Raw genomic sequence first — 22,047 nt, 5'->3', positions numbered from 1 at the left:
ATGAGCGACAGCCCAGCCCCTCTTGCCGACCCGCACATCGCCTTCGACGCGTCCGAAGGCCGCCGGGACATCGTCGTCCTCGGCTCCACCGGGTCCATCGGCACCCAGGCCATCGACCTGGTGCTCCGCAACCCCGACCGGTTCCGTGTCACCGCGCTCTCCGCGGCCGGCGGCCGGGTCGGGCTGCTCGCCGAGCAGGCGCGGCAGCTGAACGTCCGGACCGTCGCGGTCGCCCGCGAGGACGCCGTGCCCGCCCTGCGCGAGGCGCTGAAGGAGCGGTACGGGAACTCCGGGAACACAGAGCCCCTCCCCGAGATCCTCGCCGGGCCCGAGGCCGCCACCGAGGTCGCCGCATCCGCATGCCACACCGTCCTCAACGGCATCACCGGATCCATCGGCCTCGCGCCCACCCTCGCCGCCCTCGAAGCCGGCCGCACCCTCGCGCTCGCCAACAAGGAGTCGCTGATCGTCGGCGGCCCCCTCGTGAAGGCGCTCGCCAAGCCCGGCCAGATCATCCCGGTCGACTCCGAGCACGCCGCGCTCTTCCAGGCCCTGGCCGGCGGCACCCGCGCCGACGTCCGCAAGCTCGTCGTCACCGCCTCCGGCGGCCCCTTCCGCGGACGTACGAAGGCGGAACTGGCGAACGTCACCCGCGAGGACGCCCTCGCGCACCCCACCTGGGCCATGGGCCCGGTGATCACGGTCAATTCGGCCACCCTGGTCAACAAGGGTCTTGAGGTCATCGAGGCGCACCTGCTCTACGACATCCCCTTCGACCGCATCGAGGTCGTCGTCCACCCCCAGTCATACGTTCACTCGATGGTGGAGTTCACGGACGGCTCGACCCTCGCCCAGGCCACCCCGCCCGACATGCGCGGCCCGATCGCCATCGGCATCGGCTGGCCCGAACGCGTCCCGGACGCCGCGCCCGCCTTCGACTGGTCCAAGGCGTCGACCTGGGAGTTCTACCCGCTCGACAACGACGCTTTCCCCTCCGTGGGACTGGCCCGACATGTCGGTACGCTCGCGGGCACGGCTCCCGCGGTGTTCAATGCCGCGAACGAGGAGTGCGTCGACGCGTTCCTCGCCGGGCGGCTGCCGTTCACAGGAATCGTGGATACGGTCGCCGAAGTAGTGGCCGAGCATGGCACCCCGCGTACGGGAACCTCGCTCACGGTCGCGGACGTCCTGGAAGCCGAGACCTGGGCACGAGCCCGGGCCCGTGAAATCGCAGCACAGGCAACAGCGGAGGCTCGCGCATGACGACGATCCTGTTGACGGTCCTCGGGATAGTCATCTTCTTTGCCGGGCTGCTCATCTCCATCGCCTGGCACGAGCTCGGTCACCTCACGACCGCCAAGCTCTTCGGCGTCCGCGTGCCGCAGTACATGGTCGGCTTCGGACCGACCATCTGGTCCCGGCACAAGGGCGAGACGGAGTACGGGATCAAGGCGATCCCGCTCGGCGGCTACATCCGCATGATCGGGATGTTCCCGCCGGGAGCCGACGGCAAGATCGAAGCCCGGTCGACATCCCCGTGGCGCGGCATGATCGAGGACGCCCGCTCGGCGGCGTACGAGGAACTGCAGCCCGGCGACGAGACCCGGCTCTTCTACACGCGCAAGCCGTGGAAGCGCGTGATCGTGATGTTCGCCGGCCCCTTCATGAACCTCATCCTCGCCGTGGCGCTCTTCATCGGCGTGATGATGACGGTCGGCCTGAACCAGCAGACGACCACCGTCGACTCGGTCGTCCCCTGCGTCGTCGCGCAGAGCGAGAACCGCGAATGCAGGAAGAGCGACCCGGTGTCGCCCGCCAAGGCCGCAGGCCTGCAGAGGGGCGACAAGATCGTCGCCTTCAACGGCAAGCCCGTCGAGGACTGGGCGACGCTGTCGGACCGTATCCGCGACACCATCGGCCCGGCCCGCATCACGATCGAGCGCGACGGCCAGGAGAAGGTCCTGTCGGCGAAGCTGGTGTCGAACACGGTCGCCAAGAAGGACGCCGACGGACAGCCCATCGAGGGCGAGACCGTCCAGGCCGGCTATCTCGGCTTCGGCCCCGGCACGGCCGTCGTCCCGCTGTCCTTCACCGACTCGCTGGACCGCATGGGCGTCATGATCGAGTCCGGCGTCCAGTCGCTCATCGACCTGCCCTCCAAGGTCCCCGACCTGTGGAACGCGACCTTCAATGGCGAGGAGCGCAAGGCCGACTCCCCCATGGGCGTGGTCGGCGCGGCCCGCGTCGGCGGCGAGATCCTCGGGCTCGGACTGCCTATGGAGAACACCATGGGGATGATGCTGTTCCTCATCGCGGGCTTCAACCTCTCCCTCTTCCTCTTCAACATGCTGCCGCTGCTGCCGCTCGACGGCGGGCACATCGCGGGAGCCCTGTGGGAGTCGCTGAGGCGCAATGTGGCGAAGGTCTTCCGGCGTCCCGACCCGGGCCCCTTCGACGTCGCGAAGCTGATGCCCGTCGCGTACGTCGTCGCCGGGATCTTCATCTGCTTCACCGCGCTGGTGCTGGTGGCGGACGTGGTGAACCCCGTCCGAATCTCCTGACACGTGCGGCTCACCGGCGGCCCACCATTGAGTGGGTTTGCCGACGTGGTGTGCTCCGGGCTTTCGCGGTGACGTAACCTCGAAGTCCGGAGCCCGCCGATCTCGGGACCTTGATCCACACCTTGGGGTTGCACAGCAGATGACTGCAATTTCTCTCGGAATGCCGTCCGTTCCGACGAAGCTCGCCGACCGTAGGGTCAGCCGCAAGATCCAGGTCGGATCGGTGGCTGTAGGCGGGGACGCGCCCGTCTCGGTGCAGTCGATGACGACCACCAGGACGTCCGACATCGGCGCGACGCTGCAGCAGATCGCGGAGCTGACCGCGTCCGGCTGCCAGATCGTACGAGTGGCCTGCCCGACCCAGGACGACGCCGACGCGCTGGCGACCATTGCGCGCAAGTCGCAGATCCCGGTGATCGCGGACATCCACTTCCAGCCGAAGTATGTCTTCGCGGCCATCGACGCGGGCTGCGCGGCGGTCCGGGTGAACCCGGGCAACATCAAGCAGTTCGACGACAAGGTCAAGGAGATCGCCAAGGCGGCCTCCGCGAGCGGCATCCCGATCCGTATCGGCGTGAACGCCGGATCGCTCGACGCCCGCCTGCTCCAGAAGTACGGCAAGGCCACCCCGGAGGCGCTCGTCGAGTCCGCCCTGTGGGAAGCCTCCCTCTTCGAGGAGCACGGCTTCGGCGACATCAAGATCTCGGTCAAGCACAACGACCCGGTCGTGATGGTCAACGCCTACCGGCAGCTCGCCGCCCAGAGCGACTACCCGCTGCACCTCGGCGTCACCGAGGCGGGCCCCGCCTTCCAGGGCACCATCAAGTCCGCGGTCGCCTTCGGCGCGCTGCTCAGCGAGGGCATCGGCGACACCATCCGCGTGTCCCTGTCGGCCCCTCCCGCCGAGGAGGTCAAGGTCGGCCTCCAGATCCTGGAGTCGCTGAACCTCAAGCAGCGCCGCCTGGAGATCGTGTCCTGCCCGTCCTGCGGCCGCGCCCAGGTCGACGTCTACAAGCTCGCCGACCAGGTGGCGGCCGGGCTCGACGGCATGGAGGTGCCGCTGCGCGTCGCCGTCATGGGCTGCGTCGTCAACGGTCCCGGCGAGGCCCGTGAGGCCGACCTCGGTGTCGCCTCCGGCAACGGCAAGGGCCAGATCTTCGTCAAGGGCGAGGTCATCAAGACCGTCCCCGAGTCGAAGATCGTCGAGACCCTCATCGAAGAGGCGCTGAAGATCGCCGAGCAGATGGAGAAGGACGGCGTCGCCTCTGGCGCCCCGGTTGTCACAGCGTCGGGCGAGCCCGAGGTCTCCGTCAGCTGACACCGGCGGATATCCGCACAAGACGTGTGCACAAGACGGTGCAAAAGGAGCCTCGCCCTCGGGCGGGGCTCCTCCTGCGTTTGCGGCGCTCGCCGGAAGGGCCAGGTACAGTTCGTGGATCAGAAGCCCGTACGGTGAGGCCCCTCACGTGTTGACTCAGACCACAACCCGGGTCCTCGACCCCGGCGAACTAGGCGCCGCGCTCGCCATCCTCGAAAGCGAGCCCGTCGCCAACGCCTTTGTGACCTCCCGCGTCCAGTCCGCCGGCCTCGACCCGTGGCGGCTCGGCGGCGAGATGTGGGGCTGGTACGCCGAAGGACGACTGCGCTCGCTCTGCTACTCCGGCGCCAACCTCGTCCCGATCTGCGCCACCCCCGAAGCGGTACGCGCCTTCGCCGACCGCGCCCGCAGGGCCGGCCGCCGCTGCTCCTCGATCGTCGGCCCCGCCCAGACCACCGCCCAGCTGTGGCGCCTCCTCGAACCGAGCTGGGGCCCCGCCCGCGACGTACGCTCGAACCAGCCGCTCATGGTCACCGAAGAGCTCTCGCGGGGCGTCGAGCCCGACTCCCTGGTCCGTCGCATCGACAAGGCCGAGATCGACGTGATCATGCCGGCGTGCGTGTCGATGTTCACCGAGGAGGTCGGCGTCTCGCCGCTCGCCGGCGACGGCGGGCTGCTCTACCAGGCGCGGGTGGCCGAACTGGTCGCCGCCGGGCGGTCGTTCGCCCGTATCGAGGACGGCAAGGTCGTCTTCAAGGCGGAGGTCGGCGCCGCGACGTCCCAGGCCTGCCAGATCCAGGGCGTCTGGGTCGCCCCCGAATACCGGGGCCGCGGGCACTCGGAGACCGGCATGGCGGCCGTGCTGCGCTATGCGCTGGCCGATGTCGCCCCCGTGGTCAGCCTCTACGTCAATGACTTCAACACGGCGGCCCGCGCGGCGTACCGGCGGGTCGGTTTCCGCGAGGTTGGCGCGTTTATGAGCGTGTTGTTCTGACGGGACCGCGCAGTAGGGTGCGCTCCATGGCAGCTCATACCGGGGGCCACCCCCAGCCCCCCGCCGTCCTGATCGGGCCGGTCGACCTCGCGGCGCGGGTGGACGAGGCCCTGGCCGTGCAGGCCAATGCCTTCGGTCTCAGCGACGACGAGGTCGGCGTACGCCGTCACATCGTGCTGCGGCATCTCCTCAACCCCGGCGCGCTGGCACTCGGCGCGACGACGCCCGGAGGCCGCCTCGTCGGCTTCGTCTACGGGATGCCCAACGACCGCACGCACTGGTGGTCGACCGTGGTTGAGCCGTACCTGCGCAACACCGGAACCGAGGGCTGGCTGGACGACTCGTTCGTCATCACCGAGCTGCACGTCGAGCCCCACCACCAGGCACGCGGCATCGGCCGCGCGCTGATCACCACCATCACGGACGCCGTGGCCCAGCCGCGTTCGATCCTCTCGGCGATCGACATAGAGAGCCCGGCCCGCGGCCTCTACCGCTCACTGGGATACGTCGACCTGGCCCGCCAGGTCCACTTCCCGAGCGCGCCGATGCCGTACGCCGTGATGGGCGCACCGCTCCCGCTGCGGCGTCACCCTGCGTAACGGATTTCCCGGGGCCTGTGCGACACGGCTAACCTCCTGCCATCACACTTTTCTTCGCAGGAGTTCACCATGGCCCAGGTCCAGCGCATGTCCCGTCTGATGGTCAAGACATTGCGTGACGACCCGGCGGACGCCGAGACGCTCAGCCACAAGCTGCTGGTGCGCGCCGGATACGTCCGTCGGAACGCAGCCGGGATCTGGACCTGGCTGCCGCTGGGCAAGAAGGTCCTCGACAACATCTCGCGCGTCGTGCGCGAGGAGATGGACGCCATCGGCGCCCAGGAGGTCCTGCTTCCCGCGCTTCTGCCCCGGGAGCCGTACGAGGCGAGCGGCCGCTGGGAGGAGTACGGCGACCTGCTGTTCCGCCTCAAGGACCGCAAGGGCGCCGACTACCTGCTCGGCCCGACGCACGAAGAGGTCTTCACGCAGACCGTCAAGGACCAGTGCACGTCCTACAAGGACCTGCCGGTGATGCTGTACCAGATCCAGACCAAGTACCGCGACGAGGCGCGTCCGCGCTCCGGCGTGCTGCGCGGCCGTGAGTTCCAGATGAAGGACTCGTACTCCTTCGACACGACGGACGAGGGCCTCGCCGAGTCGTACGCGCTGCACCGCGCCGCGTACCAGAAGATCTTCGAGCGCCTCGGCCTCGATTTCCGCATCGTCTCCGCCGTCTCCGGCGCGATGGGCGGCTCGGCGTCCGAGGAGTTCCTGGCCCCGGCCCCGGCCGGCGAGGACACCTTCGTCGACTGCCCGGCCTGCGACTACGCGGCCAACACGGAGGCCGTCACGTTCAGCGCCGCCGCTGTCGCCGCCGCGTACGACGGCTCGGAGCACGGCCCGGTCGAGGAGCTGGACACCCCCGACACCCCGACCATCGAGACCCTCGCCGAGCACCTCGGCGTACCGGCGTCGGCGACCCTCAAGAACCTCCTCGTCAAGGTCGACGGCGAGATCGTCGCCGTCGGCATCCCCGGTGACCGCGAGGTCGACCTGGGCAAGCTCGGCGAGCACCTCGCCCCGGCCGTCGTCGAGCTGGTCACCGCCGAGGACTTCGAGGGCCGCGACGATCTCGTACGCGGCTACGTCGGCCCGCAGGGCCTCGACAAGGTCCGCTACATCGCCGACCCGCGCGTCGCCGCCGGCACCGCGTGGATCACCGGCGCGAACAAGGCCGACACCCACGCCAAGAACGTCGTCGCGGGCCGCGACTTCGAGGTCGACGACTACCTGGACGTCGTCGTCGTCGAAGAGGGCGACCCCTGCCCGAACTGCGGCACCGGCCTCAAGCTCGACCGCGCGATCGAGATCGGCCACATCTTCCAGCTCGGCCGCAAGTACGCCGACACCTTCCAGCTCGACGTGCTCGGCCAGCAGGGCAAGCCGGTCCGCGTGACCATGGGCTCGTACGGCATCGGCGTCTCCCGCGCCGTCGCCGCACTCGCCGAGCAGTCCGCCGACGACAAGGGCCTGTGCTGGTCGGCCGAGGTCGCCCCGGCCGACGTCCACGTCGTCGCCGCGGGCAAGGCGCTCCAGACCGAACTGGCCGTCGAGGTCGCGGACAAGCTGGCCGCGGCGGGTCTGCGCGTGCTGGTCGACGAGCGGCCGGGTGTGTCGCCGGGCGTGAAGTTCACGGACGCGGAGCTCATCGGCGTACCGAAGATCCTGGTGGCGGGGCGCCGCAGTGCAGAGGGCGTTGTGGAGCTCAAGGACCGCCGGACGGGGGAGCGCGAGGAGCTGACGGTCGACGAGGCGATCGCCCGCCTGACCGCCTGACGAGGCCCCCGGACGCCCTTCGGGAGTGTCCTCGAACGCCGGACGGGCTGATATTCAGCCCGTCCGGCGTTCGAGGGCCCGCGGCGGAGCCGCAAAATCGTGCGCGCCCTACAGCCAGCCCGCGAACTCCAAGAGCAGTTCCGCGTCCTGGTGGCGGCCCGCCGCGCTCGCCCGTACGCCCGACTCCACCGCCCGGAACAGCGTCCAGCCGTGCAGCCTCGCCCGGTCCACGTCCAGCGAGTCGGCGAGCTTGTTCACCCGGCGGCGGGCCGCCGACGCGCCCCCGGTGGAGGCGACCAGGTCCTCGACGCGGTCGCGCACCAGGCGGGCCAGGTCGTACGCCCGCTCGCCGACCAGCGGCTCGGGCCCGACCGCCAGCCACGGCGCCCGGTCGCCCGCGAGCACCTTGCCCTGGCGGAAGTTGCCGTGGAGGAGCAGGAGTTCGGCGTCGGACGCCGTCAGTTCGTCGCGCGCCGCGAGGGCCGCTTCGGCCAGCGGGGCGAGCGACGGGTCGGCGCTCCGCATGGGCTCGGCCTGGCGGGCGGTGCGCTCGGCGACGGTTTCGAAGGCGTGGCCGGGGGGCGGCTCGATCCACAGGCGCCGTACGATCCCGGCCGCCTCCAGCAGGGCCTTCGCCTCCGGCAGGGAGCGCAGCGACACCTCGGAGTGCAGGCGCTCCAGGAGAAGCTCACCGCTGTGGACATCGGTGTCGTCGAGGAGCTGGACCGCGCCCCAGCCGTTCCAGTGCGCCAGCGCCGCCCGCTCCAGGTCGGGCCGGGCCGTCGCAGGGGCGATTTTGAGCGCGGCGGGGGTGCCGTCCTGCTGCCGCACGAGCACGACCAGGCTGCTCCGGCCGCCCGGAGCCTGCACCCGCTCGACGTCCAACTTCCGCCGGGACACTGCCTGTTCGGCGATATCGGGCAGTCGGCCGAGCCAGTCGGCGGCCTCTTCCCCGTGCGCCTCGCCGAGCGCTCGTACGAGACGCTGCGGCGGTTCGAAACCCATGCGTGTGGTGTCCCCTTCAAGGCCAGTCGTAAGCCGGGAGCCAAGCCCGGAGCTCACTGTGTGCGGCTCACCGCCGAAGTGGTCAGCTCGGCGAGCCCAGGAAAGGTTACGCTGCGTCCCCGCCAGCGCACGGCCCGCACCGCCGCCTCCCGCAGCGCCCCCGCCGCCTCGCGCCGCAGTGGGCCCCCGGCGGCCCGTACGACGTCGGAGTACACGCCGGCCACCCGGTCCTCCAGCTCGGCGGCCAGCCGCAGGGCTGCCGCCGCGTCCGGCACCGGGAACGGCAGGGCGTACGCGGCGGCCGCGGCTACCGGCGTGCCGCCCAGGTCGCGCACGGTCCGCTCCAGGGCGTCACGCCGCGACCGGTGGGCGTCGTACGCCTCCCGCGCCTCGTCCCTGCGGGCGTCGGCGACCCGGCCGCCGACGACTCCGTACCCGTACACAGCGGCGTGCTCGGCGGCGAGCGCGGCCTGCATGGCCTGCACGGCGGACGACGTACCGCTGCGGCTCACGTGCGGTCCCCTTCGATCAGCAGATACGCGTGGGCGGCGCCGGCCGCCGCGACGGAGGCCAGCAGTCGCGCAAGCTCCGGCGGGGCCTCGACGAGCGCCGCACTGTGTTCGTCGGCGATACGGCGCTCCGCGGCGGCCAGTGCCTTGAGGGCGTCCTTGCGGCCGGAGTCGACCGGCGGCGGAGACGGCAGGCGCCCGCCCGGCTTCGCCTGCGCCCCGGCCCCTTCCGTCCGCAGCACGTCCGCCTGCCTGGCCACCGCTTCGCGCATCGGCTTCAGCCGCTCTGCGACGTCGGGGTGGGCGGCGGCGACAGCGTCGTAGTGAGCGAGGAGCGACCTGCGGGCCTGCGCGGCACGCGTGCGCAGCGCGGTCTCGATCCGGGCAGGGTCGGCCTTCGGGGCGTTCCGGCCGCCTGCGCCGGGGCCTTCCCCGCCGTGCGGAGCGGCATCCTCAGCACATGCGCCGGTCAGCAGAGCGACGGCCGCGGCCCCGGACGCCCCAAGGGCACGCCTGCGTGTGGTTCCCGTACGCCGCACGTGTGTCTCCCTCGGGCTTCTGCGGTGATCACCGCAGGCGAGCGTACCTGCGGGTCTGCGGGAGGCGGACGGCAACACCCCTCGGGACCGGATACCCTTTGATCTGACACGCGACGATCCATACAACAGCACACGCGGCCGAGGAGTCACCCGGATGAGCACCACCCAGAGCGACAGGCTGCGCGCACTCCTGGAACCACTGGTCAGCGCAGAGGGCCTCGATCTGGAAGACATCGAGGTGTCCCGGGCAGGCAGGCGCCGCATGCTGCGGATCGTTGTCGACTCCGACGAAGGCGTGGAACTCGACACCTGTGCCGAGCTGAGCCGCGCCGTCTCCGAGAAGCTCGACGAGACGGACGTGATGGGTGAGGACGAGTACGTCCTCGAAGTCAGCTCCCCGGGCGCCGACCGCCCGCTGTCGGAGCACCGCCACTACGTAAGGGCTACCGGCCGCCTGGTCAAGCTGCAGCTACACGCCGACGGTGCAGCCAGCGAGCTGATCGCGCGCATTCTGACCGTGGACGACGAGGGACTCGACCTCGAAGTGCCGGGCGTGAAGGGCCGCAAGCCCACCGCCCGCCGGGTCGCTTTCGCGGACATCGCCAAGGCGCGTGTGGAGATCGAATTCAGCCGCAAGGACAAGAAGGAAGAGGAGGCGTAGCCATGGACATCGACGTAAAGCTTCTGAAGGGCTTGGCGAAGGAAAAGGAGATTTCCTTCGACCTGCTGGTCGGGGCGATTGAGTCCGCCCTCCTCATCGCGTACCACCGCACCGAGGGCAGCAGCCGCCACGCGCGCGTGCAGCTCGACCGGGAATCCGGTCATGTGACGGTCTGGGCGAAGGAAGACCCGGCCGATCTCGAAGAGGGCCAGGAGCCCAAGGAGTTCGACGACACCCCGTCCGACTTCGGACGGATCGCGGCCAGCACCGCCAAGCAGGTCATCCTCCAGCGTCTGCGCGACGCCGAGGACGACCGCACGTTCGGCGAGTACGCGGGCCACGAGGGCGATGTCGTCACCGGCGTCGTGCAGCAGGGCAGGGACCCCAAGAACGTCCTCGTCGACATCGGCAAGCTGGAAGCCATCCTGCCCGTGCAGGAGCAGGTGCCCGGCGAGGAGTACACGCACGGTCTGCGTCTGCGTACGTACGTCGTGCGGGTCGCCAAGGGCGTGCGCGGCCCGTCCGTGACGCTGTCCCGTACCCACCCGAACCTGGTGAAGAAGCTCTTCGCCCTGGAGGTCCCGGAGATCGCCGACGGCTCGGTCGTCATCGAGGCCATCGCCCGCGAGGCCGGTCACCGTTCCAAGATCGCCGTACGGTCGACGCGTTCCGGTCTGAACCCCAAGGGCGCCTGCATCGGCCCGATGGGCGGCCGCGTGCGCAATGTCATGGCCGAGCTGCACGGCGAGAAGATCGACATCGTCGACTGGTCGGACGACCCGGCCGAGATGGTGGCCAACGCCCTGTCGCCCGCCCGTGTCAGCAAGGTCGAGATCGTGGACATGTCGACCCGCTCCGCCCGCGTGACCGTGCCCGACTACCAGCTGTCGCTGGCCATCGGCAAGGAGGGGCAGAACGCCCGCCTCGCCGCCCGGCTGACCGGCTGGCGCATCGACATCCGTCCCGACACCGAGCAGCCGTCGGACCAGGCGCCGGACCGGGACTGAGCAACTTTTACGACAACAACCGTTCGATTTTTGCCCCAATGGGGTGAGGTCGCTACGGGGAGGTAGACTTAATAGTGTCTGGCCGGACGCATGCCCGCGTGTGCCCTGAGCGAACCTGTGTGGGATGCCGGGAGCGAGCGGCCAAGAGCGATCTGCTGCGGATCGTGGTGATCGAGGGTGAATGTGTCCCCGATCCACGCGGTACGCTGCCCGGCCGGGGTGCGTACGTTCACCCCGCCTCTGCCTGCCTCGACCTGGCGGTCCGCCGCCGGGCATTTCCCCGGGCCTTCCGGGGCAAGGGGCCGCTCGACACATCGGCGCTGAGCCAGTTTGTCGAGCAGGCGACACCGTAAGAAGAGAACGGCACGGATAACCGTGCGGTCAGGTACCTCGCGAGTTGGAAGTAGGTCGAGATTGCGATGAGCACTCGATGAGTACGCGATGAGTACGCCCATGAAGTAGCGACGGTCCGGCGGTAACCCGGACCTAAAAGGAGCGAAGTGGCTAAGGTCCGGGTATACGAACTCGCCAAGGAGTTCGGCGTAGAGAGCAAGGTCGTCATGGCCAAGCTCCAAGAACTCGGTGAATTCGTCCGTTCGGCGTCCTCGACAATCGAGGCGCCGGTTGTACGCAAATTGACTGACGCACTGCAGGGGCCCGGCGGCAACGCCGGCAAGTCCGCTGCCAAGCCCGGCGCGCCCCGCAAGGCCGCGCCTGCCAAGCCCGCAGCGCCCTCCCCGGCCGCTGCGGCACGTCCCGCTGCCCCGAAGCCCGGCACCCCGGCCCCCAAGCCGGCCGCCGCCGAGGCCCCGAAGAGCAGCGCCCCCGCAGAGACCGCGCCGGCCGCAGGGCCGCGTCCCGGTCCCAAGCCCGCACCGGCCAAGCCCGCTCCGGCGGCTCCGGTCCCCGCGGCAGAATTCTCGGCTCCGGCTCCGGCTCAGCCGGCTTCCCCGCAGCCCCAGCAGGCCCCGCGTCCCGCAGGTGCCACGCCTGGCCCGCGTCCCGCCCGTCCGGCCCCGGCCGGTCAGCGTGACGGTGGCCAGCGCGAAGGCGGCCGTGGTGGCGAGCGCGGTGGCGAGCGTCCCGCCCGTCCCGGTGGCCAGCAGGCCCCGCGTCCCGGTGGTGCCCGTCCCGCAGGCCCGCGTCCCGGCAACAACCCGTTCACCTCTGGTGGCTCCACCGGTATGGCGCGCCCCCAGGCGCCCCGTCCCGGCGGCGCACCGCGACCCGGCGGTGCCGGTGCCCCCGGTGGCGCCCCGCGTCCGCAGGGTGGTCCCGCAGGCGCTCCGCGTCCGCAGGGCGGCCAGGGTGGCGCACGTCCGACCCCCGGTGGCATGCCCCGTCCGCAGGGCGGCGCCCCGCGACCGGGTGGTGCTCCGGGCGGTAACCGTCCGAACCCCGGCATGATGCCGCAGCGTCCCGCAGCCAGCCCCCGTCCCGGTGGCGGTCCTGGCGGCGGCGGCCGTGGTCCCGGTGGCCCCGGTGGCCGTCCGGGTGGCGGTGGCGGCGGTCGTCCCGGTGGCGGCGGCTTCGCCGGTCGTCCGGCCGGTCCCGGCGGTGGCGGTGGCGGCTTCGCCGGCCGTCCCGGTGGTCCCGGCGGCGGTGGCGGCGCAGGCCGTCCCGGTGGTGGCGGCGGCTTCGGCGGTCGTCCCGGCTTCGGTGGACGTCCCGGCGGTCCCGGTGCCCGTGGTGGCACGCAGGGTGCGTTCGGCCGTCCCGGCGGTCCCGCGCGTCGTGGTCGCAAGTCGAAGCGTCAGAGGCGCCAGGAGTACGAGGCCATGCAGGCCCCGTCGGTGGGCGGCGTCATGCTGCCTCGCGGCAACGGACAGACCGTCCGCCTGTCGCGCGGTGCCTCGCTGACCGACTTCGCCGAGAAGATCAACGCCAACCCGGCGTCGCTCGTCGGCGTGATGATGAACCTCGGCGAGATGGTGACTGCCACGCAGTCCGTCTCCGACGAGACGCTGAAGCTGCTCGCGGACGAGATGAACTTCATCCTCGAGATCGTCAGCCCGGAGGAAGAGGACCGCGAGCTTCTCGAGTCCTTCTCCATCGAGTTCGGTGAGGACGAGGGCGGCGAGGAAATGCTCGTCTCCCGTCCGCCGGTCGTGACCGTCATGGGTCACGTCGACCACGGTAAGACCCGACTGCTGGACGCGATCCGCAAGACGAACGTCGTTGCGGGCGAGGCCGGCGGTATTACGCAGCACATCGGTGCGTACCAGGTCGCCACCGAGGTCAACGGTGAAGAGCGCGCCATCACCTTCATCGACACCCCCGGTCACGAGGCGTTCACCGCCATGCGTGCCCGTGGTGCGAAGTCCACCGACATCGCGATCCTCGTGGTCGCGGCGAACGACGGTGTGATGCCGCAGACGATCGAGGCGCTGAACCACGCCAAGGCGGCCGACGTGCCGATCGTGGTCGCGGTCAACAAGATCGACGTCGAGGGTGCCGACCCGGTCAAGGTGCGCGGTCAGCTCACCGAGTTCGGTCTGGTGGCGGAGGAGTACGGCGGCGACACGATGTTCGTCGACATCTCCGCGCGACAGGGCCTCAACATCGAGCAGCTGCTCGAAGCCGTGGTCCTCACCGCGGACGCGTCGCTCGACCTCCGTGCGAACGCCGAAATGGACGCGCAGGGTATTGCGATCGAGGCTCACCTCGACCGCGGTCGCGGCGCCGTCGCCACTGTGCTCGTCCAGCGCGGAACGCTCCGCGTCGGTGACACGATGGTCGCCGGTGACGCGTACGGCCGAGTCCGCGCCATGCTCGACGACAACGGCAACAACATCGAGGAAGCGGGTCCGTCGACCCCCGTCCTGGTCCTGGGTCTCACCAACGTCCCCGGTGCCGGCGACAACTTCCTGGTCGTCGACGAGGACCGTACGGCCCGCCAGATCGCCGAGAAGCGTGCTGCGCGTGAGCGCAACGCCGCCTTCGCCAAGCGCACCCGCCGGGTGTCCCTCGAGGACCTCGACAAGGTGCTCAAGGCCGGTCTGGTCCAGGAGCTCAACCTCATCATCAAGGGCGACGCGTCCGGTTCGGTGGAGGCTCTCGAGTCCTCGCTGCTCCAGCTCGACGTCGGTGAAGAGGTCGACATCCGGGTCCTGCACCGCGGTGTGGGTGCGGTCACCGAATCCGACATCGACCTGGCGATGGGCTCCGACGCCATCGTGATCGGCTTCAACGTGCGCGCCGCAGGGCGTGCCGCGCAGATGGCCGAGCGCGAGGGTGTGGACGTCCGGTACTACTCGGTCATCTACCAGGCGATCGAAGAGATCGAAGCGGCCCTCAAGGGCATGCTCAAGCCGGAGTACGAAGAGGTCGAGCTCGGTACGGCGGAGATCCGCGAGGTCTTCCGCTCGTCCAAGCTGGGCAACATCGCGGGTGTTCTCATCCGCTCCGGCGAGGTCAAGCGCAACACCAAGGCGCGCCTCATCCGCGACGGCAAGGTCGTGGCCGAGGACCTCAACATCCAGGGTCTGCGCCGCTTCAAGGACGACGTCACCGAGATCCGCGAAGGGTTCGAGGGTGGTATCAACCTCGGCAACTTCAACGACATCAAGATCGACGACGTCATCGCGACGTACGAGATGCGCGAGAAGCCGCGCGGCTAGTCCGCACAGCTGATCCGTACGGCTGGTCCGTACAGCATCGGTCGGAGCCGCTCGGCGGAGATATTTCCGTCGAGCGGCTCCGGCCGTTGCGTGTACGGTTCTTGTGTCCCTGCCAAGTGGTTGGCGGGGCACGACCCCGAACCGGCGGGACATCCGGACATCCATGTATGTGGGGACACTGTCCTTCGACCTGCTCCTCGGCGACGTACGGTCGCTGAAGGAGAAACGCTCCGTCGTACGACCGATCGTCGCCGAGCTCCAGCGCAAATTCGCGGTGAGTGCGGCGGAAGTCGGCGACCAGGACGTCTACCGCAGAGTCAAGATCGGCGTCGCGGTGGCGTCAGGGGAAACGGGGCACCTCACAGACGTACTGGACCGGTGCGAGCGCATGGTCGCCGCCCGGCCCGAAGTGGAGTTGCTGTCCGTTCGACGGCGGCTGCACACAGACGAAGACTGACGTATCGCAGCAGCAGAAAGAGGAGTAGGACCGGTGACCGACAAAGCGCGGGCCCGTAAGCTGGCCGATCGCATCCAGGTCGTGGTCGCGGAGACCCTGGACCGGCGTATCAAGGATCCGCGGCTGGGCTTCGTGACCATCACGGATGCCCGGGTCACCGGTGACCTGCGGGAGGCCACGGTCTTCTACACGGTCTACGGCGACGACGAAGAGCGCGCCGCCTCGGCTGCCGCACTGGAGAGCGCCAAGGGCATCCTCCGCTCCGAGGTCGGCCGGCAGACCGGCGTACGCCACACGCCGTCGCTGGCCTTCGTCGCGGACGCCCTGCCGGACAACGCGCGCACCATCGAGGACCTCCTCGACAAGGCGCGCGCCAAGGACGCGGAGGTGCGCGAGGTGTCGACCGGCAAGACGTACGCCGGCGAGGCCGACCCGTACCGCAAGCCCGAGGACGACGAAGCCGAAGCGGATGCCGAGGGCGAGGGCGAAACCGCCGAATGAAGCGCACCACCACGACGCCGGACGGCCTTGTCATCGTCGACAAGCCGTCCGGCTTCACTTCGCACGACGTCGTGGCCAAGATGCGCGGGATCGCCAAGACCCGTCGCGTCGGCCACGCCGGCACGCTCGACCCCATGGCGACGGGCGTTCTCGTCCTCGGCGTCGAAAGGGCCACCAAGCTGCTGGGTCATCTCGCCCTGACCGAGAAGGAGTACCTCGGTACGATCCGGCTCGGCCAGACCACGGTCACCGACGACGCGGAGGGCGAGATCACGACGTCCGCCGTCGCTTCCGGTGTGACCAGGGAAGGCATCGACGCGGGCGTCGCCGAACTGACCGGCGCCATAATGCAGGTGCCGTCGAAGGTCAGCGCGATCAAGATAAACGGCAAGCGGTCGTACTCGCGGGTGCGCGAGGGCGAGGAGTTCGAGATCCCGGCCAGGCCGGTCACCGTCTCCTCCTTCCAGGTGTACGACGTGCGCGAGGCGGTGGCCGAGGACGGGACGCCCGTCGTCGACCTGGTCGTCTCCGTCGTCTGCTCCTCCGGTACTTACATCCGCGCCCTCGCCCGTGACCTCGGGGCGGGACTCGGCGTCGGTGGGCATCTGACCGCACTGCGCCGGACCCGGGTCGGCCCGTACGGGCTCGACGCGGCGAAGACGCTGGAGCAGCTCCAGGAGGAGCTCACCGTCATGCCCATCGCCGACGCGGCCGCGGCCGCGTTCGCGCGCTGGGACGTGGACGAGCGGCGGGCGGCCCTGGTGACGAACGGCGTACGGATCGACATGCCGGCGTACGAGACGAGCCCGGTCGCGGTCTTCGGCCCCGAGGGGCGCTTCCTCGCACTCGTCGAGGAGAACCGCGGCAAGGCGAAGAGCCTCGCAGTTTTCGGCTGAGGCTCGCGCGAACGCTGCGCGCCGGCCCACCTCGTGGGCCCACCGTGGAGCGGGCAGCCCGTCGGCTGTCCGCTCCACGATCCCCCTCGCAGGTGGTCTGTCCACCCAGCCCCTCCGATTCACCCCTTCGGGCAGGCGCTCGGAGTGAATGGCGGGTGTACTGGGGGGCGCTTTTCGCCCGGCGTCCTTCTCCTGCTGATCACTGCGGGGCGGTGCTCGTCCGTACCACCGAGCGCCGCCGCCTGCTTCGGCGCTGGGGACTCCGATGCCCGATGCGAGGCACAGGCCGCGGGCATGGCAGTCTTAGACCTGCGTAATCAGCAATCTCACGTACACAGGTTCGGGTTCGAGTTCGGGCGAGGAGAGCGGTCACAGTGCAGCGCTGGCGTGGCTTGGAGGACATCCCCCAGGACTGGGGACGCAGCGTCGTCACCATCGGCTCCTACGACGGGGTGCACCGCGGACACCAGCTGATCATCGGACGCGCGGTGGACCGCGCCCGCGAGCTCGGCGTGCCTTCGGTGGTCGTCACCTTCGATCCCCACCCGAGCGAGGTCGTGCGGCCCGGCAGTCACCCGCCGCTGCTCGCCCCGCACCACCGGCGTGCCGAGCTGATGGCCGAGCTGGGTGTGGACGCGCTGCTGATCCTGCCTTTCACCGCCGAGTTCTCGAAGCTGTCGCCGGCCGACTTCATCGTGAAGGTGCTGGTCGACAAGCTGCACGCGAAGGCGGTCATCGAGGGCCCGAACTTCCGCTTCGGACACCGGGCGGCGGGCGATGTCGCATTCCTCTCCGAGCTCGGTCCGACGTACGACTACGAGGTCGAGGTCGTGGACCTGTACGTGCGCGGCGAGGCGGGCGGCGGCGAGCCGTTCTCCTCCACGCTGACCCGGCGCCTGGTCGCCGAGGGCGACGTCGAAGGCGCCGCGGAGATCCTTGGCCGGCCGCACCGCGTCGAGGGCGTGGTGGTGCGCGGCGCCCAGCGGGGCCGCGAGCTCGGTTACCCGACGGCGAACGTCGAGACGCTGCCGCACACCGCGATTCCCGCCGACGGCGTGTACGCGGGCTGGCTGACGGTGGAGGGCGAGGCGATGCCCGCCGCGATCTCGGTCGGCACGAACCCGCAGTTCGACGGCACGGAGCGGACGGTCGAGGCGTACGCCATCGACCGGGTGGGCCTCGACCTGTACGGGCTGCACGTCGGCGTCGACTTCCTGGCGTACGTACGCGGCCAGGCCAAGTTCGATTCGATCGAGGCGCTGCTGGTGGCGATCGCGGACGACGTCAAGCGCTCGCGCGAGCTGATCGAGGCGTACGAGGCGAAGTAACGGCCGCGCTCAGGCGTCGCCCACGGCACTCGTCTCTGTCCCTGCCCCGGCGCCTGACCGGGTGGTGTGGGCCGTCGCCCAGTGGCAGGCGACCTGCGCCTCGTCGCCGCCGGCCAGGACCGGCAGGAGCGTCGTACGGCAGTCGGCGTCGACGCCCGTACGCCCGGCCTCGCCGGAGGCCAGCACGTGGCAGCGGGCATGGAAACGGCAGCCAGCGGGGATGCGGGACGGGTCCGGCGGCTCGCCCGTCAGGACGACGGGTTCCGCGCCGGATTCGGGGAGTACGGACAAGAGGGCCTGTGTGTACGGGTGCTGAGGTTCCGTCAGTACTTTTTCGGCGGGGCCGGTCTCGACGATCCGGCCCAGGTACATCACCGCGACCCGGTCGGCGATGTTCCATGCGAGACCGAGGTCGTGGGTCACCACCAGGGCGGAGAGCCCGAGTTCGTCGCGCAGCGACAGCAGCAGGGCCAGGATCTCGCCGCGTACGGACGCGTCCAGTGACGCCACCGGCTCGTCGGCGACGATGAGTTCGGGGTTCAGGACGAGCGCGCCCGCGATGACGACGCGCTGGCGCTGGCCGCCCGAGAGCTCGTGCGGGTAGCGAAGGAAGAACCGCTCGGGGGGACGCAGACCGGCGCGCGACAGCGCCTCGGCGACGGCCTCGCGCTCGTCGCCCGCGTAACCGTGGATGCGCAGACCCTCCGCCACGGCGTCGTACACGGTGTGGCGCGGATTGAGCGAACCGCTCGGGTCCTGGAGCACGAGCTGTACGCGCTTGCGGTACGCCTTGAGGGCGCGTGAGCCGTAGTCGAGGGGCTTGCCGGCGAAGGTGACGCGGCCGGAGGTGGGTGGGACCAGGCCGAGGAGCGAACGGGCGAGGGTGGTCTTGCCGCAGCCTGATTCGCCTACGAGCGCGACGATTTCGCCGGGGCGGATGTCGAGGTCTACGCCGTCGACGGCGCGGGCGGCGGGGGCGCCGCGGCGGCCGGGGAAGGTGACGTGCAGGGCGGTGGCGGTGAGGAGGGGGGTGGGGTTCATGTTGTCCGACTCCGGTGGGTTGGTGGGGTGGTTGTGCGGGCGGGCCGCTGCGCGGGGCTTGTTTCCCCACCCCGCCCCTTCCCGCTGCGACATTTTGCGGCTGCCGCCGCGTGAGGGGCTCCGCCCCAGACCCCGTTCCTCAAACTCCCCCAAGGACTACGTCCAGGGGGCCCCAGGGGCTGGGTGTTTCAGCCCGTCCGGGGTCTGGGGCTTGCCCCCACGCGGCGGCAGCCGCAAATGTCACAGCCGGGAAGGGGCGGGTAGGGGAGCCTCCCGTCAGGGCAGCGGCTGCGCCACCCCCACCCGCACGCACGCCGCCCTCCGGCCCGCCCCCGCCTCCCGCAGCGCCTGGTCCTCCGTGGCGCACGTGTCCAGGGCCACCGCGCAGCGCGGATGGAACGTACAGCCGGACGGCAGCGCCGTCGGATCCGGCGGATCGCCGCGCAGGCCGCGCGGGGCCAGTCGCGAACCCGGGTCGCCGATGCGCGGGAACGCCGCCGACAGCGCCACGCCGTACGGATGCTGCGCCTCGTCGAACACCTGCCTCGCCGGCCCCTCCTCCACCACACGCCCCGCGTACATCACCGCGAGCCGGTCACACGTGTCGGCCAGCACCGACAGGTCATGGCTGATCATCAGCAGGCTGATGCCCTGCTCCGCGACCAGCCCCTCGATCAGCCGCAGAATCTGCGCCTGGATCATCACATCCAGCGCGGTCGTCGGCTCGTCCGCCACGATCAGCCGCGGATCGCACGCCAGCGCCATCGCGATCATCACGCGCTGACGCTGCCCGCCGGACAGCTCGTGCGGATACGCGTCGGCGCGCGCGCCCGGCAGCCCCACCTGCTCCAGCAGCTCGGCGACCCGCTTGCGCGCGGCCGCCGGAGTGGACCGGCGGTGCAGCAGCACCGGCTCGGCGATCTGGTCCCCGATCCGGTGCACGGCGTTCAGCGAATGCATCGCGCCCTGGAAGACGATCGAAGCGCCCGCCCACCGTACGGCCCGCAGCCTGCCCCACTTCATGGTGAGGACGTCCTCGCCGTCGAGCAGAATCTCCCCGCTGAGCCTGGCCGACGCCGGCAGCAGGCGCAGCAGCGCCAGCGCCAGGGTCGACTTGCCGCAGCCGGACTCGCCCGCGAGGCCGAGCTTCTGGCCGGCGGAAACGGTCAGGTCCACGCCACGTACAGCGCGCGTCCCCGCTCCGTACGTGACATGCAGGTCCTTCACTTCGAGCAGCGTGCTCCGTGGACTCATCGGGCCGACACCCCCAGCTTCGGGTTGAGCACGGACTCCACCGCGCGCCCGCACAGCGTGAACGCCAGGGCGACGATCGCGATGGCGATGCCCGGCGGCGCCAGGTACCACCAGTGCCCGGACGACACCGCGCCCGCCTCCCGCGCATCCTGGAGCATGCCGCCCCACGAGACGACGTCCGGGTCGCCGAGCCCGAGGAAGGCGAGCGTCGCCTCGGTGAGGATGGCGTTGGAGATGCCGAGAGTGGTCTGGGCGAGGACGAGCGGCATGACGTTGGGCAGGACGTGGCGGGTCATGATGTGGCCGTGGCCGCCGCCGAGCGCCGTCGCTCGTTCGATGTACGGACGCGACTCGACGGCGAGGGTCTGCGCCCGCACGAGCCGGGCCGTCGTCGGCCAGCTCGTGACGCCGATCGCCAGGATCACCGTCCACACGCTGCGCGACATCACCGTGGCCAGCACGATCGCGAGCACCAGCGTCGGCATCACCAGGAACCAGTCCGTGATGCGCATGACCACGGTCGAGAGCCACCCGCCGAAGTGCCCGGCGACGATGCCCACCAGCGTACCGATGGCCACCGACAGCGCGGCCGCCATCAGCCCCACGGTCAGTGAGATCCGCGCGCCCCAGATCAGCAGCCCGAGCAGCGAGCGCCCGAACTGGTCGGTCCCGAGCGGGAATTCACCGCTCGGCGGCTCCAGCGCCGAGCCGGGAGCGTCCGTAACACTCTGTACGTCGCTGCCGACGAGCAGCGGCGCGGCGAGCGCGACCAGCGCGATCAGGGCGAGGGCGCCGAGACCGAAGAGCCCGGCCCGGTGCGTACGGTACGAACGCCAGAACCGGGCCACGGAGTGCCGGCGCCGCGCCCACGCGAGCGACGAGGCGGTCTGAGCAGAGGTCGTCGCAGTCATCGGCCCACCCGGGGATCGAGCAGCGGATAGAGCAGGTCGGCCAGGAGATTCATCAGGATCATCGCTCCGGCGAAGACGACGAAAAGCCCCTGCACGAGCGGCAGGTCGGGCACGCTCAGCGCCTGGTAGAACAGCCCGCCGAGCCCCGGCCAGGAGAAGACCGTCTCGACGAGGATCGAGCCGGCCGCCACATGACCGAGGTTGATGAACACCATGGTGACGGTCGGCAGCAGGGCATTCGGCACGGCGTGGTTGCGCCGCACGAGGTCGTCGCGCAGTCCCTTCGCGCGCGCGGTCGTCAGGTAGTCGCTGCCCATCTCGTCGAGCAGTGACGACCGCATGACCAGCAGCGTCTGGGCGTACCCGACCGCGACCAGTGTGACGACCGGCAGCACCATGTGGTGCGCGACATCGGCGACGTACGCGAAACCGGACGCGTCGCCCGACTCCATGCCGCCCGTCGGGAACATGCCGGGAATCGGGCCGATGCCCACCGAGAAGGTGATGATCAGCAGCAGGCCGAGCCAGAACGACGGCACGGACCACAGTGTCAGCGCAACCCCGGTGTTGACCTTGTCGCCCAGCTGACCGTGGCGCCAGGCCGAGCGGGTGCCGAGCCACAGGCCGAGCATCGAGTAGATGACGACGGCGACGCCGGTCAGCAGCAGGGTCGCAGGCAGCTTCTCGCTGATCAGCTCGCCCACCGGGGCGTGGAACTGGTACGAGGTGCCGAGGTCGCCGCTCAGTGCCTTGCCGCAGTAGTCCGTGAACTGCTGCCACATGGGGAGGTCGAGCCCGAACTGGCGGCGCAGCGACGCGAGTTGTTCGGCGGACACCTGGCGGCCGTGCGTCATTGTGCGCACCGGGTCGCCGGGGATGATCCGGAAGAGGAAGAAGCTGGTGACGAGGACGGCGAAGAGCGAGACGGCCGCGCCGCCCAGCTTCCCGGCGACGTACAGCAGATAGGCGCGTGCGGAGCGGGCGCGGGGGCCGGACGGCCCGGTCTTCACCGGGACCGGGCCGTCGGCCGTACCCTCCGCGAGGGGGGTGGTGCTTGCAGTGCTCATGGA

General features: G+C 70.4%; 21 protein-coding genes. 14 read left to right on the top strand and 7 right to left on the bottom strand.

All coding sequences use genetic code 11. The features are described from left to right. From dxr to J7I98_RS02795, 6 genes are all read left to right on the top strand, one after another. Positions 1–1,263 carry a 1-deoxy-D-xylulose-5-phosphate reductoisomerase gene (dxr, locus tag J7I98_RS02820; protein WP_214916055.1) on the top strand — a complete coding sequence of 421 codons (1,263 nt, stop codon included), beginning with the start codon at positions 1–3 and terminating at the stop codon, positions 1,261–1,263. Next, positions 1,260–2,561: an RIP metalloprotease gene (locus tag J7I98_RS02815; protein WP_214916052.1), complete on the top strand. Its 1,302-nt coding sequence runs from the start codon at positions 1,260–1,262 to the stop codon at positions 2,559–2,561. The genes dxr and J7I98_RS02815 overlap by 4 nt, the downstream gene beginning before the upstream one ends. Positions 2,562–2,700: 139 nt before the next feature. Then, positions 2,701–3,879 carry a flavodoxin-dependent (E)-4-hydroxy-3-methylbut-2-enyl-diphosphate synthase gene (gene ispG / locus J7I98_RS02810; RefSeq protein ID WP_214916014.1) on the top strand — a complete coding sequence of 393 codons (1,179 nt, stop codon included), beginning with the start codon at positions 2,701–2,703 and terminating at the stop codon, positions 3,877–3,879. A 148-nt stretch (positions 3,880–4,027) separates the two neighbouring features. Then, on the top strand, positions 4,028–4,873 hold the full coding sequence (locus J7I98_RS02805; protein WP_214916011.1) for a GNAT family N-acetyltransferase: 846 nt from the start codon (positions 4,028–4,030) through the stop codon (positions 4,871–4,873). 26 nt (positions 4,874–4,899) lie between these two features. Continuing rightward, a complete protein-coding gene (locus J7I98_RS02800; RefSeq protein WP_214915996.1) occupies positions 4,900–5,472 on the top strand; it encodes a GNAT family N-acetyltransferase in 573 nt (190 codons plus the stop codon). A gap of 69 nt (positions 5,473–5,541) precedes the next feature. Further along, the gene (locus J7I98_RS02795; RefSeq protein WP_214915993.1) at positions 5,542–7,248 is read left to right on the top strand and encodes a proline--tRNA ligase; all 1,707 of its coding nucleotides are present in this window, start codon (positions 5,542–5,544) and stop codon (positions 7,246–7,248) included. Positions 7,249–7,356: 108 nt separating this feature from the next. Here J7I98_RS02795 and J7I98_RS02790 read toward each other — a convergent pair whose 3' ends face one another. Genes J7I98_RS02790 through J7I98_RS02780 form a run of 3 tightly spaced genes read right to left on the bottom strand, consistent with a single transcriptional unit; the run spans position 7,357 to position 9,301 of the window. Beyond that, positions 7,357–8,253, bottom strand: a complete 897-nt coding sequence (locus J7I98_RS02790) for an aminoglycoside phosphotransferase family protein (protein WP_214915990.1) — start codon at positions 8,251–8,253, stop codon at positions 7,357–7,359. A 53-nt stretch (positions 8,254–8,306) separates the two neighbouring features. Further along, positions 8,307–8,729 carry a ferritin-like domain-containing protein gene (locus J7I98_RS02785; protein WP_214916126.1) on the bottom strand — a complete coding sequence of 141 codons (423 nt, stop codon included), beginning with the start codon at positions 8,727–8,729 and terminating at the stop codon, positions 8,307–8,309. Positions 8,730–8,761: 32 nt separating this feature from the next. Then, on the bottom strand, positions 8,762–9,301 hold the full coding sequence (locus tag J7I98_RS02780) for a twin-arginine translocation signal domain-containing protein (protein WP_214915987.1): 540 nt from the start codon (positions 9,299–9,301) through the stop codon (positions 8,762–8,764). A 154-nt stretch (positions 9,302–9,455) separates the two neighbouring features. Between J7I98_RS02780 and rimP the strand changes: the two genes are divergently transcribed. The 8 genes from rimP (at position 9,456) to J7I98_RS02740 (ending at position 17,771) form a co-directional block, all read left to right on the top strand. Next, the gene (gene rimP, locus J7I98_RS02775) at positions 9,456–9,962 is read left to right on the top strand and encodes a ribosome maturation factor RimP (protein WP_214915984.1); all 507 of its coding nucleotides are present in this window, start codon (positions 9,456–9,458) and stop codon (positions 9,960–9,962) included. Positions 9,963–9,964: 2 nt separating this feature from the next. After that, complete coding sequence (gene nusA / locus J7I98_RS02770) at positions 9,965–10,969, top strand: transcription termination factor NusA (protein WP_214915973.1); 1,005 nt, start codon at positions 9,965–9,967, stop codon at positions 10,967–10,969. Positions 10,970–11,043: 74 nt separating this feature from the next. Beyond that, positions 11,044–11,322 (top strand): YlxR family protein, encoded by a 279-nt coding sequence (locus tag J7I98_RS02765; protein ID WP_214915970.1) that lies wholly within the window; start codon positions 11,044–11,046, stop codon positions 11,320–11,322. A gap of 147 nt (positions 11,323–11,469) precedes the next feature. Then, on the top strand, positions 11,470–14,589 hold the full coding sequence (gene infB / locus J7I98_RS42515; RefSeq protein ID WP_214915967.1) for a translation initiation factor IF-2: 3,120 nt from the start codon (positions 11,470–11,472) through the stop codon (positions 14,587–14,589). A 163-nt stretch (positions 14,590–14,752) separates the two neighbouring features. Beyond that, a complete protein-coding gene (locus J7I98_RS02755) occupies positions 14,753–15,046 on the top strand; it encodes a DUF503 domain-containing protein (RefSeq protein WP_214915953.1) in 294 nt (97 codons plus the stop codon). Positions 15,047–15,079: 33 nt separating this feature from the next. Beyond that, a complete protein-coding gene (gene rbfA / locus J7I98_RS02750; protein WP_214915950.1) occupies positions 15,080–15,547 on the top strand; it encodes a 30S ribosome-binding factor RbfA in 468 nt (155 codons plus the stop codon). Then, positions 15,544–16,443 carry a tRNA pseudouridine(55) synthase TruB gene (gene truB / locus J7I98_RS02745; protein ID WP_214915947.1) on the top strand — a complete coding sequence of 300 codons (900 nt, stop codon included), beginning with the start codon at positions 15,544–15,546 and terminating at the stop codon, positions 16,441–16,443. The genes rbfA and truB overlap by 4 nt, the downstream gene beginning before the upstream one ends. Positions 16,444–16,817: 374 nt before the next feature. Further along, positions 16,818–17,771 (top strand): bifunctional riboflavin kinase/FAD synthetase, encoded by a 954-nt coding sequence (locus tag J7I98_RS02740; protein ID WP_214915944.1) that lies wholly within the window; start codon positions 16,818–16,820, stop codon positions 17,769–17,771. A gap of 9 nt (positions 17,772–17,780) precedes the next feature. Here the strand turns inward: J7I98_RS02740 and J7I98_RS02735 are convergent, their stop codons facing one another. The 4 genes from J7I98_RS02735 to J7I98_RS02720 all read right to left on the bottom strand — a co-directional run bounded on the left by J7I98_RS02735 (position 17,781) and on the right by J7I98_RS02720 (position 22,044). Beyond that, on the bottom strand, positions 17,781–18,812 hold the full coding sequence (locus J7I98_RS02735) for an ABC transporter ATP-binding protein (RefSeq protein WP_214915941.1): 1,032 nt from the start codon (positions 18,810–18,812) through the stop codon (positions 17,781–17,783). Positions 18,813–19,088: 276 nt separating this feature from the next. Next, positions 19,089–20,066: an ABC transporter ATP-binding protein gene (locus J7I98_RS02730; RefSeq protein WP_214915938.1), complete on the bottom strand. Its 978-nt coding sequence runs from the start codon at positions 20,064–20,066 to the stop codon at positions 19,089–19,091. Then, on the bottom strand, positions 20,063–20,977 hold the full coding sequence (locus J7I98_RS02725) for an ABC transporter permease (RefSeq protein ID WP_214915925.1): 915 nt from the start codon (positions 20,975–20,977) through the stop codon (positions 20,063–20,065). The genes J7I98_RS02730 and J7I98_RS02725 overlap by 4 nt, the downstream gene beginning before the upstream one ends. Continuing rightward, complete coding sequence (locus tag J7I98_RS02720) at positions 20,974–22,044, bottom strand: ABC transporter permease (protein ID WP_251020051.1); 1,071 nt, start codon at positions 22,042–22,044, stop codon at positions 20,974–20,976. Before J7I98_RS02720 ends, J7I98_RS02725 begins: the two co-directional genes overlap by 4 nt. Between the last annotated feature and the right edge of the window lie 3 nt (positions 22,045–22,047).

This window comes from Streptomyces sp. ISL-98, assembly GCF_018614055.1.
In the GTDB taxonomy this organism is placed as follows: domain Bacteria; phylum Actinomycetota; class Actinomycetes; order Streptomycetales; family Streptomycetaceae; genus Streptomyces; species Streptomyces spiramyceticus.
The sequence above is the reverse complement of the archived record's forward strand: the minus strand, read 5'-3'. Positions and strand labels throughout refer to the sequence as shown.